Origin of the sequence: Shewanella spartinae (genome assembly GCF_019457555.1) — a bacterium.
GTDB classification, from domain to species: domain Bacteria; phylum Pseudomonadota; class Gammaproteobacteria; order Enterobacterales; family Shewanellaceae; genus Shewanella; species Shewanella loihica.
In genome coordinates, this window is the sequence record NZ_CP080418.1 from 3981092 (window position 1) to 3995511 (window position 14420).

The window sequence follows — 14420 nt, forward strand, 5'->3', positions numbered from 1 at the left end:
TTGTTTTCGGCCTATGTCATCGCGCCAATCAAGTAAGCTTTTGCGTTAAAGCAAACCGAAAAGATAAGCAAAAAATAGCACTAAACCTGCCGCTGATTAAAAAAACAACAAACCAGCGAAAGACAGGGATGAAATCTTTAGGTTATAGTTAGTTAAACGGATGGCACACGCGCTTTTCAGGATCCCCTATGAAGCCCTATCAAGACGCTCTCTCATTGCTGGAGCAAGACCCACTCTTCAGCCAGACTCAGGTCAACACGGCCCAGCTTGCGGTGCCGGATGAGATGTTTAACGGCTGGCAGCAAACCTTAGATCTGCTGTCGGAAATCGTCGACACCCCGGCCATCCTGATCATGCGGGTGACGGAAAAAGATATCTCTGTCTTCACCACCAGCCATCATCCAGATAATCCCTATAAACGCCATGACACCGAGAGCCTGGGCCATGGTCTCTACTGCGAGACGGTTATCAAGCGCCAAGCTGAGCTGGTCGTGCCCAACGCCTTAAAAGATAAGGAGTGGGATCGCAATCCCGATATCAAATTGGGGATGATCGCCTACTGCGGCCTGCCGCTCACCTGGCCCAACGGCCAACCCTTCGGCACCCTGTGTATGCTGGATAACAAGGAGAGGGACTACGGCCGCACCTTTCGCCATCTGCTGGCGCGGTTTCAAAACGCCATCAATGCCAATCTCGCCAGCCTGTATCAGAGCGCCAAACTCTTCCATCTCAACCAAGTTTTAGAGACCAAGGTGCAGCAACGTACCCAAGAACTCACCAGGCTCAACAAGAAGCTATTGAGCGAGATAGAGCAACGTACCGTTATCGAGAATTCGCTTCAATTTCATAAGGATCACGATCCATTGACTGGCCTTGCCAATCGACTGGGGTTCGTGAATCAGCTCTCACAGCAACTCAGCCAACCCGATGAACTGTCTACCTATGTGATCTACTTTGGCCTGCGTAACTTCAAGTCGATCAACGAGAGCTATGGCTATGTGGTCGGCGACAAGGTGTTGCAACTCTTCAGCCAGCGCATCAAGCGCATCCTGGATAAGGATACCTTGTTTGCCCGCATCGCTGGCGCCGAGTTCGTCATCGCCCACAGGGGCAAGAATCCCCTGGAGCTTCCCCTGATCGACAGCATAATACAAACCGCCAATATTCCCTTCGCCCTGGCAGAGTTCAGCATCAATATTCCCTGCTGCATAGGGGTCGCGGTCGCACCGACGGACGCACAGGAGGCCTCTGAGCTGATGCAGAAAGCCGGTGCCGCCATGAGCATCAGCAAGGCCGAGGCCACGCCCTACAGCTTCTTTAACAAGCATACTCAGACCAATATCGAGCGCCGCTGCCTGCTGGAGTCGCACCTGGTGGATGCCCTCAAACATCAGGAGCTGAGCCTGCATTACCAGCCGCTGTTTAGCCTGCAACACAAGCGGGTTATCGGTGCTGAGGCCCTGCTCCGCTGGCACAGCCCACAGCTGGGCGATGTACCGCCGGATCAATTTATCAGCCTGGCGGAGCACAATGGTCAGATCATCGCCATCGGTAACTTCGTGCTGCATACCGCCATCGAACAGGCCGCCAAGTGGCGCAGCCAAGATCCCAACAGGCCGTTTAGGGTGGCGATCAACATCTCGCCGCTGCAGTTTCGCGACACCGATTTTGCCGACTATATTGCCAACCTCTTGAGTCTCTACCGCCTGCCGGCCTCCGCCCTGGAAATGGAGATCACCGAAGGCGTGCTGCTGCAAGATGAGCAGCTGGCGCAGCATATCATAGGCCAGTTGCAGGCCCTGGGGGTAAGGATCTCCCTCGACGATTTCGGCACCGGCTACTCCTCACTGAGCTACCTGCAAAAATACTCCTTCGACACCCTTAAGATAGATCGCTGCTTCATCACGAATCTGGAGAAGAACGAGCAGGACAGAGAGCTAACCCGGGCGATCATCGCTATGGGCAAGAAGCTGACACTCAATGTGATCGCCGAAGGGGTAGAGACTCAGGCGCAGGATGCCTTTATCCGTCAGGAGGAGTGCGACTTCGGTCAGGGTTATCTGTATGGCAGGCCTGTGGATGCGCAGACCTTCGAACGCGACTATCTGAGCGCTGACTAAACTTAAGTTAAGCCACGACAGTTCTAGAAGTTCATGGCCAGACCGAATCACCCAGCGTCGCGACGCCTGATAAGCGCGAGCCCGCTGACCGACAAGACGAATACAACAATTTAGTAACAAACAGTTTCACTCGACGCCACGGCTGCTTTATAGTGTAAAAAAATAAAAAGATCGCTTATGAATATTGACCCCATTGCCGAGCTCTTGGTGCTGTTTATCTGTCTGCTCGCCAGTACCTCTACCCTTGCCTGGGGCCTGATGGCCTACCCGCTGCGCATCGCTCCCCGCGCCAGCACCTATTTCTCCCTTGCCAACCTATTGATCTTAATGGGAGTGCTCCTCACCACGCTCAGGGACCAGACGCCGAGCTATCTCTACTGGTTGGGAGCAGACATGCTGCTGTTACTCGGTTTCGTGCTGCTTCGTAGCGGCACCCAACGCCTGTTTCGCCTGCCAAGCAGCATCAAAATAGATCTCACCTTACTGCTCCTGACGGGGCTCTTGATGCTAACTCAGCCACCCAGCATAGCAGCCAGCGATACCCTGGGCATCTTCTTCTCCTTCATGGCCGCCTGCACCTTCTTGCTGATGGCCAAGGACAATCTGGTCGCCCTAGAACACACGGTCAAACGCCCCATCGCCGTGATCCTCTTGAGCCCCATCGCCCTGATGGGCGTCATTTTTGGCCTCAGGGCGCTATTGCTGCTCATCGAGCCTACTCTAAAATCCCATCTGGCCAGCATTCAGAGCGCCGACGCCATCCCCATGTTATGGCTGTATGTGGTCATGACCCTATGGATCAACGTGATCATGATGGGCAACGCCCTCACCCGCCTGGTGCAGAAGATGCGCCAACAGGCAGACAGAGACTATCTCACAGGGCTGTGGAATCGGCGCGCCATGCAGCAGCAACTGGAGCAGCTGCATCAGCGTTGGCTCAGGGATGGACAGGCCTATAGCCTGATCCTGTTCGACCTGGATTTCTTCAAACAGATCAATGACAAGTTTGGTCACTCTGCCGGGGACGCCGTGCTCGTTAAGACGGCGCAGCAGATAGGTAAGGTCACCCGCGCCATGGACATCTTCTGCCGACTCGGCGGCGAGGAGTTTCTGCTGGTGTTACCTGGCACAGATGGCGCGGTGGCGGAGATCATCGCCCAGAAATTGCAGCAGGCCCTGAGACAATCCAGCCTCAGCTGGCAGGGCAGCCTGATCCCCATCAGCGCCAGCTTCGGCATAGTCACTACGGCAACAGGCGATACACCGGACAGCCTGTTGGCGCTGGCCGACAAGGCGATGTACCGCGCCAAGGAGACCGGCAGGGATCGCTGCTGCACGGCAGAGCGAAGGCTAGAGCAGGTTCAGGCTACACCATCTCAATAGCGATTTGCTGACAGGGCGCCTTACCCGAGCGAATGAGCGGCTCGCTGGTCTGCATTGCCTGATTGGCAAGTGGCATGTTGGCGCTGGTGTAGAGCTTAGCGAGATCTTTGATATCTATGGCACCACGAGACTCGCCGATGATCCCTTCGGTCACCATCTTCTTCATCAGGCGGGAAAAAGTTTCTGGCTGAATCGACAGGCGCGATGCCAACACACGTTTAGGAATATCCAACTCGACCCGTCCCTGGTTGTCGCCGATCTTCTGCATGTTGCGCAGCAGAAAAAGCAGCAGGCGCGACTGGGCATTCTGCACAGATAGCAGCTCTACCTCATTGATATCCTTGCGTAACCTGACACTCATCTCCGCCATGATGGCGATACAGGCATCGGGATTGCCCCTGAGCATGGCGAGGTAACCTTCGCTGTCGAAGCTGACCAGGGTGCAGTGGGATACGGCCTGGGCCGACACAGGGTAGGAGGCCTGGCGACTAAACATCAGCGCCTCGGCGAAGGTGCGCCCCTCGCGTACTACCTCTATCACCTTATCCTGCCCCTGCAGGCTGGTGCGATAGAGTTGCAGATGCCCCTGAATCACCAGGTAGAAACGTTTGGCCAGATCGCCCTGATAGAACAAATTTTCGTGGGCGGCCAGGGTGATCTTTGCGGCTTGCCCCAGCAGGCGACACAGCTCCTCTTCGCCCAGTGCCGAAAACAGGTGGTGTTGGTGAATGCAGGCCTTAATCTGTGGATCTGTTATCATCGCGCCTTCCTTAGTCCTGTCGCTCCGTTAATCTAAATCACAACCTGATAACAAGTCGTGATCTAGATCATAATGAACAGGTATTAAAGATGAATCAAATTCAAAAAGCGCGTGAAGCTAAATTAGTGGTGCATGCTGTGGTCGTGAGCCTCTCCCTGAGCCGTGACTTTGGCCATCACCGACAGGGTCTCGCCATCCGCCAGGGTAAGTGTCAACGCCACCTCTTCACCCAAAGCCGGCACGCCGGTCTTAAAGTCCGACATCATGCCGTGATAGCCGCCGGGCGCCAGTTTCACCATGCCATGGGGTGGGATCTGTATCGCCTCCACTCCTTGCATCCGCATCACCTCGTTCTCCATCAGCGTCTGGTGCAGCTCCACCACGCCGCGTGGGCTAGTAATCCCCTTGAGCACCAAGGGCTTGTCGCTCGGGTTATGTAGGGAGAGGTAGACGGGCACCACTCTTGAGGTGGGCGGCATGCCGCGGATCCAGGCGTCGTGTACCATCAGCTCGCTGGCCTGGGCGGCACCGAAACAGCTACAAAGCAACACAAATAAGCAGAAACGACCTTTCATATGATTTCCTTTTTTCATGATTAGAGCAGACTCTCGATCTGTTGACGCATCTCGTCTATGGGGGTGCCTGTGTAGAAGAAACCGCGCACCCGCTGTTTGCCATCGAGCACGAAGATCTTGGCGGTGTGGGAATAGAGATACCCCTGACGCTTAGGCGCCTTGCTATCTTCCAGGCTCAGCTTCTTATACTCGGTGGTCACCTTCTCCTCGGCAAGCTTGGTGTAATCGGCCTTAAACAGCGCGGCGACCTCATCTATCTTCTCCCGCTCATCCACCAAGCCGATAAAGCTGGGGTCGAAATAGCTGAGGTATTTGTTCAGATGCTTGGGCGTGTCGTAGTCGCTGTCGATACTGATAAAGAGCACCTGAATGCGATCTCGGGTCTCGCTCGGCAACTGATGCATCAGCTGGCTGATGTGGGCCATGGTGGTCGGGCAGATGTCGGCGCAGTTGGTGTAACCGAAAAACATCATCACCACCTTGTCGTGAAAGTCCGACAGACGAACCTCGCCCCCCTTGCTGCTGCGCAGGCTAAAATCGCCACCTATCCCCTTAAGGATCGGCATGTTCGCCATGCTAGCAGCGCTCATCAGGCTACCCATGAGCAGCACGCAGAGGCTCAGGGCCAGATGAAACTTACCTTGGTTAACTCGTGTCATAGTCAATTCCTTCTCTGCTAACAACGCACCTCGGCGCCAAGATCTGTCACCGGCGGCAGGTACTCGGCACGGTACAGCACTACCTTGGCCCCCTCTGGTGTCACGGCGAGCAGCATAGTCACGCCGACTCGCGCCAGCTCGACCTCGCCCTCGCTGTTGGTGGCCGTCCACTGATACTCGAAACTCAAACGGTATTGCCCTGCCTCGGGCGTCAGGCTGTAGTTCTTGATCACCCGCCGGCTGTCGCTGTGATTCAGGCTGTGCAGGTAGGCAAGATACTGACTCGGGGTCTGGCTAGCATCTTCGGGGCCGGTAAAGCTTGCATCCTTAGCTAACAGACTGAGCAGAGTCACGTCATCCAACCTATCTAGCGACTCGGTCCAGCGATAGAGCGCGGCGCGAACCAGATTGATCTCGGCGGCGGGGCGATAACGGGAAGTAAAGTCATCATACTCGTTGACCAGAGTGACGCTGCTGCGCACCAATCCTCGATTATCCAGGCTCAGGCGCTGCACCACATATTGCCCCTTCACGTCGCTCTCGTCTTCGGTTGGCGAGGCCAGCTGAAACTCTGTCTCCACCTCGACCTCGACACCCTCCTGACTGCGGGCGATAGGGGTGATAGACATGAGATGATGGGCGCCCTGGCTTGGCAGGCTGCCGGCATACTCGGCGTAGTCCACTAGATCGCTTTCTGGCGCCAAGCGCTTGTCGGCCTGGCCCATATCCAGATTGGCGTACCAGAGATAGACATTTGCCTCCAGGCCATAGTCCACCTCGGCGGCCGCTGCGCTGGAGGTTATAACAAACCCGCCCAGCATCATCAGCAATCCCATCAGGAGTAACCTTTGCATCCGCATCTCCCATCGTTGCGACGATAATTGGCTCGAGCCTCACCTAGACCCGAGCCCTTTTTGCCTAAACCCCTAGCGCTTAGCCCTTAGGCCGTGGCTATGCTAGATGGCTTCTTGAGCTGCACCATCAGGTTGTCATCCCACTCGCCGTCGACCTTCACGTGAGCAGCGGCGCCCTTGATGATCGCCTCGATCAGGTTGTGGTTCACATAGGCATACAGGCCTGGCTGGCGGAAGGTGTATAGGGCAGCGCAGGCACTGCCCCCGGCGACCATCCAGGTTTCCAGGTTGGTCTGCGGCGCATCGGTAAATGAACCCGCTGGCCAGACATAGTCACCGTGTCCGCCGATGATATGAGGACGGGTGTCGCGGTTCGCCTGAGAGTGTACGAAGAGCACAGACTCACCCACCTTGGCGGTCATGGCGTTCTTGCCTGTCAGGGCACCCACTGCGCCGTTGAACACCACGTGAGATGGGGTAAGTGTCTTCATCACCTCAAGCACCTCACTCATGCTGCCCATCACAGTGTCATAGGCCTTGTATTTGCCGTTGGCATCCTTTGGCACATAGAAGTCGGCCTCGCCAATGTAGTAGGCCTTGTCATATTTAACTGGCTTGCCTTCGGCATCTTTCAGGCCGTCACGAGGTAGCACCATGATGGCGCCGTGCATGCCCATGGCGACGTGCCAAGGGATCATCACCCCGCCCGGCGCGCAGTGATACACGAAGGTACCCGCCTTGGTCGCCTTGAAGCGGAAGGTCACCTCCTGGCCGGGCGAAACCAGAGTCAGCTCACCGCCGCCCAGGGCGCCGGTGGCCGCATGCAGGTCGATGTTATGGGCCAGGGCATTGGTCGCAGGGTTCACCAGGGTCAACTCGACGAAGTCATGTTGATGACAGACGATGAGCGGGCCAGGCACGCTACCGTTGAAGGCGCAGACCCAGGCCTTGGTGCCGTTTTCCAGCTCCACCTGCTTCTCTTCTACCACCAGCTTCACCTGCACCACCTTAGGCTTACCCTTGGCGACCTGATCATGCTTAGGCACCATAGGTGGTGGCACCAGATCTAAGGTGACGCGCTCAAGCTGCTCCGCCTTATAGTTGGCCATACGGTCTGACTTGGTCTGCGTGGTGGCCGAGGCACTGCTTGATACCAAGCCGGCCGCCATACCCGCGCCCACCAGGCCCAGACCGACTGAACCACTCAAGAAGCTACGACGTTGCTGATCGACATTCACTGCAGGGGTAGAAGATTGCTTTTCCATAAAATACTCCGTTGTTAGCGCATTTCACCAAAGGGGTTCAAACTGCCAGAGCCACTGTGATGAAGGTGTTATTACCTTGTTGCAGTTAAGACTATGCCTTTGACGCAGATTGAAATTGACTTTGGTCAATTCGCTCAAGAAATTTCAAATTGGCTAAATTAGCCGAGAAAAGCGGGAGGTTTCAGGCGAGAAACGGGGTGAAAAAACAGACAAAAAACCTCGCTATCCCAGACGGGACGGCGGGGTTAAAAGGACAATAGGCGGCGAGGTTCAGGCTGTCAAAGTGACCGGGAAAGCCCCAGCAAGCCTTACCAATTGTAATGATAAGTTTACAGAAATGAGAAAGCCAGACGGTGAAAGAGTCGGCAGATTCAGGTTGCTCTCTACCGACAGAAGAAGGATAAAGTTAAGACTCGAATGCCTGCAGCCAATGTTTAAACAGCGCATCCAGCTGCTGTTTCTCATCGGGCGACAGACGACTGGTCAGAGCCTGCTGCGCCACCACGTGGGCCTCTATCGCCTCGTCGATCAACGCGAGTCCCGCCTCGGTCAGGCCGACACTGACGCTACGCCTGTCTTCCTGACAATGGCTGCGGGAGACCAGCCCCTTCTTCTCCAGACCATCGACACGGTTGGTCATGGCACCCGAGGTGAGCATCATGGCCGCCAGCAGATCCGAGGGCGTCAGACGATAGGGCTCACCCGAGCGACGCAGGGTCGCCAGCACATCGAACTCCCCCATGCTGATACCAAACTGCTTATGACAGGCACTGACCTCTGTCTCCAGATGTTTATAGATACGCATCATACGGCCGAGGATCGCCATCGGTAGGGTATCCAGTTGCGGCTTCTCCTTGGCCCATTGGGCCCTTAGGCGATCGACGCCATCGAGGTGATTTGAGTTCATCTGCTCTCCGAGAACACATAAAGTGGTGTCAGGCTCAGTGGTCACGGCCATATAGGAAACGGTAACCACAGGCATTTATCTTCAGGTAAAGATAATTAATCCTTAGATACTTTACAAGCAGAATCAAAAGGTGCAGACTTATATCTTCACGTAAAGATACTTTTTATTGAGATAAATATGAATGTACTGCTAGCCATGATCCCCGCCTTCTTCTGGGGCACCACCTACGCGGTGACCCAATATACGCTGCCGGACTGGCCTCCTCTGTTGCTTGGTGCCTTGCGAGCGCTGCCGGCCGGCCTTATCCTGCTGGCGATCAGGCCCAGCCTGCCAAAGCGTCAGGAGTGGAGCCTGCTGATTCGCTTAGGCTTTATCAATATCGCCGCCTTCTTCAGCCTGATCTTCGTCATGGCCCTCACCCTGCCCTCGGCCATCTCGGGCGTCGGCATGATCTCTGTGCCTGTATTTGCCATGCTCTACCAGTGGCTGTTTCATGGGCGGCGCCCCGGCCTGACCCAGGGCTTCTTCGGCCTGGTGCTGATCGGCCTGGCCTGGCTACTGTTTAACCCCAACTCCATCAGCCTCAACCCCATAGGTCTGCTCGCCATGCTGGCGGCCATCAGCTGCATCATAGTCGGTAGCGGCATCACTAAGGCTCTTGGGGATCGCATGCATTGGTGGACGGTATTGACCTGGCAGCTGATCATCGGCGGCGTGCTGCTGAGCCTGGCGGCAGGCGTGCATGCCTGGCTGGTGCCCCAAGGCTATGGCAACGCGCTTAGCCAGCTCAGCCCGAACAACCTTGTCGGCATCAGCTGGATCATCCTGCTCAATACCGTGCTGGGCTATATCATGTATGTCTGGTTGCTGCAGCGCATGAGCGTGGTGGACTTTACCTTTGGCGGCATCGCAAACCCAGTGGCGGGTATCGTCTCTGGCATGGTGCTGCTGGGCGAATCTTTCACGCCGCATCAGTACCTGCTGATGTTGGCCATGATCGCCGCCTCACTAATGCCGCAAATCATAGGCTTGATCGGTGAGCGCAGGCGTGTCGCTCAAGCTAAACTCCAATAGGCTTCACAAATATCTATGTTTGAGTTTCCCCAATTTACACTAAGGGTTACCATGGCTTTTTCATTAATTAACAGGAAGATAAATTAATATGAAAATTAGCGCACGCAACAACCTTACTGGTAAGATCAAGGCAATCGAAGAAGGTTCGGTAAACAACGAAGTGGTGATCGAGCTAGCTCCGGGCGTTGAGATCACCTCTGTGGTCACCAAGAAATCATGTGAGCAGTTGGGTCTGGTGGTGGGCGGCGAAGCCTATGCCATCATCAAGGCGAGCAATGTGATGATCGCCGTCGACTAATCACTCTTTCGAGATTGATTTAGGCATAGGGCAGGAATGTTAAAACAGATGCCCTATGCCGACACGGCTGAGTTTAAACGATAAAATCGAGACGCTTTAATCTAAGCGATTTTAATCTAAGCGCTTTTAATCCCGGCGATTTTAATCAGGCGCCTTTAATCCAGATATTGCCAGGTGTCGGCGCCATCGAAGTGGCGGATCTGAATGTTCTCACGCAGCGCCTGTGGTGCCATCCTGAAGTTAAGCGCTATCCTCGGCTCGCTCACCTTGTCTGTCGTCAGGGTATGGGTCACGCAGCCACAGCGCTTGCAGTGGTAGAAGACCAGATACTTATCCCCATGGCTATACCCCACAGATGCGCTTCCCTCCTGGCCGGACGGAGCCTGCTCGTTAAGGCTAACCTCCTGGGGATCAAAATAGCCCCACAGGGCGGCATAGCGGCTGCAGATGGAGCAGTTGCAAGAGGTAAGGGTTTCTGGAGGCGTCGCCAGGGTCACTTGTACCTGCCCACAATGACAAGAGAGCTGCATGTCAAAATATCCTTATTTTTTAAGTCATGCCTAACCTAAAGGGTTAACTCTCTTATATCAAGACAAGGCCGATTTGGCCGCGGTTACCGCTGGCGATAATGGCGATCAGTTATACCCCAGGATATAGCAATCTGGCTCTTCATCTTTAAGATCTGTCTCGTTGCCCGCCAACATCTCCTGCAGCCATTGACGACGTGTCATGGCGCCATGATCAGATTCAGTCTCGGTAACCCTGTGTGCTGTGTTTGTTTCGTGTTCCATAATCAATACCCAATTCATCTTCACCCGTCGGTAATTCATCCGACCCTAATTAAGTATTTGAGAGCACAACAAAACGCCCGCCACGTTTAATTTATCAAACACTTAAATTTGATTAAATGACTGAAAACTATTGATGTCAATGAATTTTATTGGTCATACAAATAAACCAACAAAAGCTGCGCGCAGAAACCCTCAAACCACAAGATATTGATTATAAAAAATTTTATAAACTGAATTCTGTATTCAATCTTTTAAAAACCATAAACCAAGCTACTCGTATCCTTAAAAAAATTAATCTTCTGACCATCAAAATTAACGCCACTCACCCGATTGATAAAGCAAACACTTGTTTGAATATCAATTCCTGGCGAGCCTAAAAGCTAAGAATCGGAAGCCAAACCACTCGGGCGCGCACCGGGTGCGACACCTTGTCGCACTATCTGAGTTTGCCTTTGTCAGGCCTAAATAGGGCTGCCACAATGCCACCACCTAAATTCCTAAGAACTACAAGATTATGGCGCTGCGTCTCTCTTTCCTTACGCTCTCAATCGGCACAGCCTTGCTGACCCTTCCCTTTGCCCAGGCTCAAGAAGCCGCCTTCGAGATCATCGAAGTCCATGGTGCCCATCAGGGTAGCTATACCTCTGTGACGCCAGAAGCTCAGGCGCCCGTCAGTGACATCAGCGGTCTGCTCACCCAGCTCCCAGGCACGGCCGTCAATGGTAATGGGCCGCTGACCGGCATCGCCCAGTATCGCGGCCTGTTCGGCGACAGAGTCAACACTCAGGTCAATGGTGTCTCCCTCGCCGGCGCCGGCCCCAACGCCATGGACACTCCGCTGAGCTATGCCAGCCTGATCAACAGCGAGCGCATCGAGATGCACCGTGGCATAGCCCCCGTCTCGGCCGGCACTAACACAGTGGGCGGCAGCATCAAGGTGATCGAATCCCAGGCCAGCTTTAACGATACTCAGGGGCGCATCGCCGCCCAGTATCAAGGCAATGGCCGCCAGAGCCATCTGGGGGCCAAGGTCAATGTGGGGGGCAAGACCCACGCCCTGCTGGTCTATGGTGACCTCATGCATGGAGATGAGGATATGAAATCCGGCGGCGATCTTCGCCTCTCTCCCACCGGCTACGACAAGCAGATCATTGGCGGCCAATACCGCTTCAACCTCAGCGACAAGGGGCTGGACGATGAGTCCATCGCCATAGGCTATCAACATCTGGAAACCACAGAGGCGGGCACTCCGGCGTTGCCTATGGATATCGACTTCATCCGTACCGACAGGGTAAAAGTGGAAGGCGAGCACAGGCTCGATACCTGGGATCTCAACTGGCATCTGGCCTATAGCGACGCCAGACACGGCATGGACAACTTCAGCGAACGTCAGAAGCCCGAGAGTGCCAACGCCCGTTACAACAACGCCGAGAGCCAGAGTTATGATATGGCGCTGACACTGGGCAGAGATGCCTGGCTATTTGGCCTCGACAGCCAGCTGAGTGAGCACAACTCGCTGATCACAGATCCCACCAAGCCCATGTTCAGGGTCGACAACTTCAACACGGTGCAGGACGATACCTATAGCGCCTTCGCCCAATGGCAACAGGATATCGACCAGTGGCATTGGCAGCTCGGTGCCAGGGTGAAACACTACCGCACCGATGCCGATGAGGTCAGCCACTCGATGGCTGGCGCCATGCCGGCCATCAAGGTGTTGATGGACAGATATAACCAGGCAGATCGCACCCAGGCCCAGACTGGGCTGGATCTGGTGATCAACGGCCGTTATCGGGTCAATGAGGAGCTAACCTGGATACTCGGGCTAGCCCGCAAACAGGACAGCGCCAGCTATCAGCAGAGATACCTGTGGATCCCGATGCAATCGACCGGTGGACTCGCCGACGGTCGTACCTATGTGGGCAAGATGGATCTGGATCTGGAAACCGCCTATCAGCTGGAGCTGGGCGCCGACTTCAACCGCCAGGGACTAAGCATCAGCCCACGAGTCTTCCTGCATCGCATCGACGACTATATCCAGGGGGTGAAGTCTACTGATCCCGCGGTGATAATGGCTGCCAACATGATGGGCAGCCAAGATCCGATGGAATTTGCCAATGTCGATGCCCAACTACTAGGGATGGATATTAACGCCAGCTATGAGATCACAGATCAGTGGCAGCTGGATCTCTTGGCCAGCTATGTCAGCGGCGAGCGCCGCGACATCGACGACAACCTCTACCGCATAGCGCCGCCAAAGGTAAATTTGGGGCTCAACTTCAGAGAAGGCAACTGGTCTGCCCGCATCGAAGGGGTGATGGTGGCGTCTCAGGACAAGGTATCAGAGAGTCAATCCGAGCAGGCGAGCGCGGGCTACGGCCTGGTGAACCTGGTACTGGCCTACGACAGACAAAACTGGCTAGTTAAGGCTGGGGTCAACAACCTTTTCGATATCGACTATGAAGATCATCTCGGCGGCTACAACCGGGTGTTCAATGCCGACCTGGCACCGGGGCAACGCATGCCGGGCACTGGCATGAATGCCTGGCTCACCGGGGAGTATCGCTTCTAAAAGTTAACTCGTTTTTGGGAACCCTCCACTGCGCTCCCGGCCCCGAGCACCCTGCACGCTCGGGGCTTTTTTTATCTACAACGCCTGTTTGTCACGTTTACGGCGCAGCATATCCTCGTCGGCCTGAGCCAGCAGGGTATCCAGTCGCGCATCCTGATCCACTATCTTATGGCCTATGGTCACTGTCACCTCGGGCAGATGGCTGTCGAGCATGGCATTATCCAGTCCCTGCATGATGCGCGTCTCGGTGGCAATCACATCCTCGTCGCTCTGACACATGAGCAGCACCACAAACTCGTCGCCGCCTATGCGCCCCACCACATCTGACCCTCTGACGCTCTGCTTGATGATCCCCGCCAGCAGCTTGAGTACCTCGTCGCCCACCGAGTGGCCGTGGCCGTCATTGATCCCCTTAAAGTTATCGACATCGATATAGAGCATCGCCAGACGGCTGTCGTTGCGCTGAGCCAGTTTCATTCGCTGTCTGGCTAACCCATTAAATCCACGACGATTATTGATATGACACAGGTCATCCAGATGCGCCAGCTGCTTGAGCTCACCGTAGATATCCAGCAGGGCGAGATCCGCCTCAAGGATCTCCTTGAGTTCGTGGATCAGCTCGATATAGCTGTCTTGATACTCAGTCTTGGCATAATCCATCACACAGAAGGTGCCGAAACAGCGGCCATCGGGCCAAAACACCGGTACCCCGAGATAGGAGGAGAAGCCATCGTTTTGTACCTCGGGATTGGTGTCCCAGCAGGGATCTACCTTGGCGTCGGGCACATAGAGCGCCGCCTGGGTTTCGACGATACGCCGACAGAAGATATTGGTATCGGGCGGGATCACCACCCCGGACGGATAGGGATTGCTGACCTGCTTGCTGGCGATGGTCACCTGAAATCCCTTTGGGGTGTATTGCACCAAGAAGCTGGCCGGCGCGTTAAACACATGGGCCAGCAGGTTAACGGTCTTCTGCCATTTATCGAGCGAGATGAGATCGATAGGATTATCGAGAAGAAAGCGTTCACTGCTGTACAAAGATTCTGTCGACATCGCCTTTCCTTTCTTGAGGATAACGAAATCGCCTTCCTAGCGTCTTGACCTCAGGTCAAACACACCTGCCTGTGAACTAGCCATGCCTTAGAGCATAGAGGTCAAC

At 55.0% G+C, this 14420-nt stretch carries 14 protein-coding genes; 5 read left to right on the top strand and 9 right to left on the bottom strand.

Annotated elements, in window-relative coordinates; genetic code table 11:
• Window positions 1-188: 188 nt before the first annotated feature.
• Complete coding sequence (locus tag K0I31_RS17210; protein ID WP_220079165.1) at window positions 189-2120, top strand: bifunctional diguanylate cyclase/phosphodiesterase; 1932 nt, start codon at window positions 189-191, stop codon at window positions 2118-2120.
• Between the two features lie 177 nt (window positions 2121-2297).
• Window positions 2298-3503: a GGDEF domain-containing protein gene (locus K0I31_RS17215; protein WP_220079166.1), complete on the top strand. Its 1206-nt coding sequence runs from the start codon at window positions 2298-2300 to the stop codon at window positions 3501-3503.
• Here the strand turns inward: K0I31_RS17215 and K0I31_RS17220 are convergent.
• From K0I31_RS17220 to K0I31_RS17245, 6 genes are all read right to left on the bottom strand, one after another.
• Window positions 3487-4263 carry a Crp/Fnr family transcriptional regulator gene (locus tag K0I31_RS17220; protein ID WP_220079167.1) on the bottom strand — a complete coding sequence of 259 codons (777 nt, stop codon included), beginning with the start codon at window positions 4261-4263 and terminating at the stop codon, window positions 3487-3489. The genes K0I31_RS17215 and K0I31_RS17220 overlap by 17 nt on opposite strands.
• Before the next feature lie 122 nt (window positions 4264-4385).
• Window positions 4386-4838, bottom strand: coding sequence for a copper chaperone PCu(A)C (locus K0I31_RS17225; protein ID WP_220079168.1), 453 nt, complete (start codon window positions 4836-4838; stop codon window positions 4386-4388).
• A 20-nt stretch (window positions 4839-4858) separates the two neighbouring features.
• Window positions 4859-5497, bottom strand: a complete 639-nt coding sequence (locus K0I31_RS17230; protein WP_220043425.1) for an SCO family protein — start codon at window positions 5495-5497, stop codon at window positions 4859-4861.
• Window positions 5498-5514: 17 nt separating this feature from the next.
• The gene (locus tag K0I31_RS17235; protein ID WP_220079169.1) at window positions 5515-6351 is read right to left on the bottom strand and encodes a hypothetical protein; all 837 of its coding nucleotides are present in this window, start codon (window positions 6349-6351) and stop codon (window positions 5515-5517) included.
• Between the two features lie 86 nt (window positions 6352-6437).
• Window positions 6438-7616, bottom strand: a complete 1179-nt coding sequence (nirK, locus tag K0I31_RS17240) for a copper-containing nitrite reductase (protein WP_220079170.1) — start codon at window positions 7614-7616, stop codon at window positions 6438-6440.
• A gap of 406 nt (window positions 7617-8022) precedes the next feature.
• Complete coding sequence (locus tag K0I31_RS17245) at window positions 8023-8523, bottom strand: MarR family winged helix-turn-helix transcriptional regulator (protein WP_220079171.1); 501 nt, start codon at window positions 8521-8523, stop codon at window positions 8023-8025.
• Between the two features lie 177 nt (window positions 8524-8700).
• On the opposite strand from K0I31_RS17245, the gene K0I31_RS17250 reads away from it, so the two are divergent.
• Both K0I31_RS17250 and K0I31_RS17255 read left to right on the top strand, forming a co-directional pair.
• Window positions 8701-9597, top strand: coding sequence for a DMT family transporter (locus K0I31_RS17250; protein ID WP_220079172.1), 897 nt, complete (start codon window positions 8701-8703; stop codon window positions 9595-9597).
• A gap of 88 nt (window positions 9598-9685) precedes the next feature.
• Window positions 9686-9895 carry a TOBE domain-containing protein gene (locus tag K0I31_RS17255; RefSeq protein ID WP_144202655.1) on the top strand — a complete coding sequence of 70 codons (210 nt, stop codon included), beginning with the start codon at window positions 9686-9688 and terminating at the stop codon, window positions 9893-9895.
• Between the two features lie 155 nt (window positions 9896-10050).
• Here K0I31_RS17255 and K0I31_RS17260 read toward each other — a convergent pair whose 3' ends face one another.
• Both K0I31_RS17260 and K0I31_RS17265 read right to left on the bottom strand, forming a co-directional pair.
• Entirely contained in the window at window positions 10051-10425 is a 375-nt protein-coding gene (locus tag K0I31_RS17260) for a GFA family protein (protein ID WP_220079173.1), read from the bottom strand.
• Between the two features lie 105 nt (window positions 10426-10530).
• Window positions 10531-10686 (bottom strand): hypothetical protein, encoded by a 156-nt coding sequence (locus K0I31_RS17265; protein ID WP_190272400.1) that lies wholly within the window; start codon window positions 10684-10686, stop codon window positions 10531-10533.
• 514 nt (window positions 10687-11200) lie between these two features.
• Here K0I31_RS17265 and K0I31_RS17270 point away from each other — a divergent pair.
• Window positions 11201-13258, top strand: a complete 2058-nt coding sequence (locus K0I31_RS17270) for a TonB-dependent receptor (protein ID WP_220079174.1) — start codon at window positions 11201-11203, stop codon at window positions 13256-13258.
• A 75-nt stretch (window positions 13259-13333) separates the two neighbouring features.
• On the opposite strand, the gene K0I31_RS17275 is transcribed toward K0I31_RS17270, so the two are convergent.
• Entirely contained in the window at window positions 13334-14314 is a 981-nt protein-coding gene (locus K0I31_RS17275) for a sensor domain-containing diguanylate cyclase (RefSeq protein WP_011867137.1), read from the bottom strand.
• Between the last annotated feature and the right edge of the window lie 106 nt (window positions 14315-14420).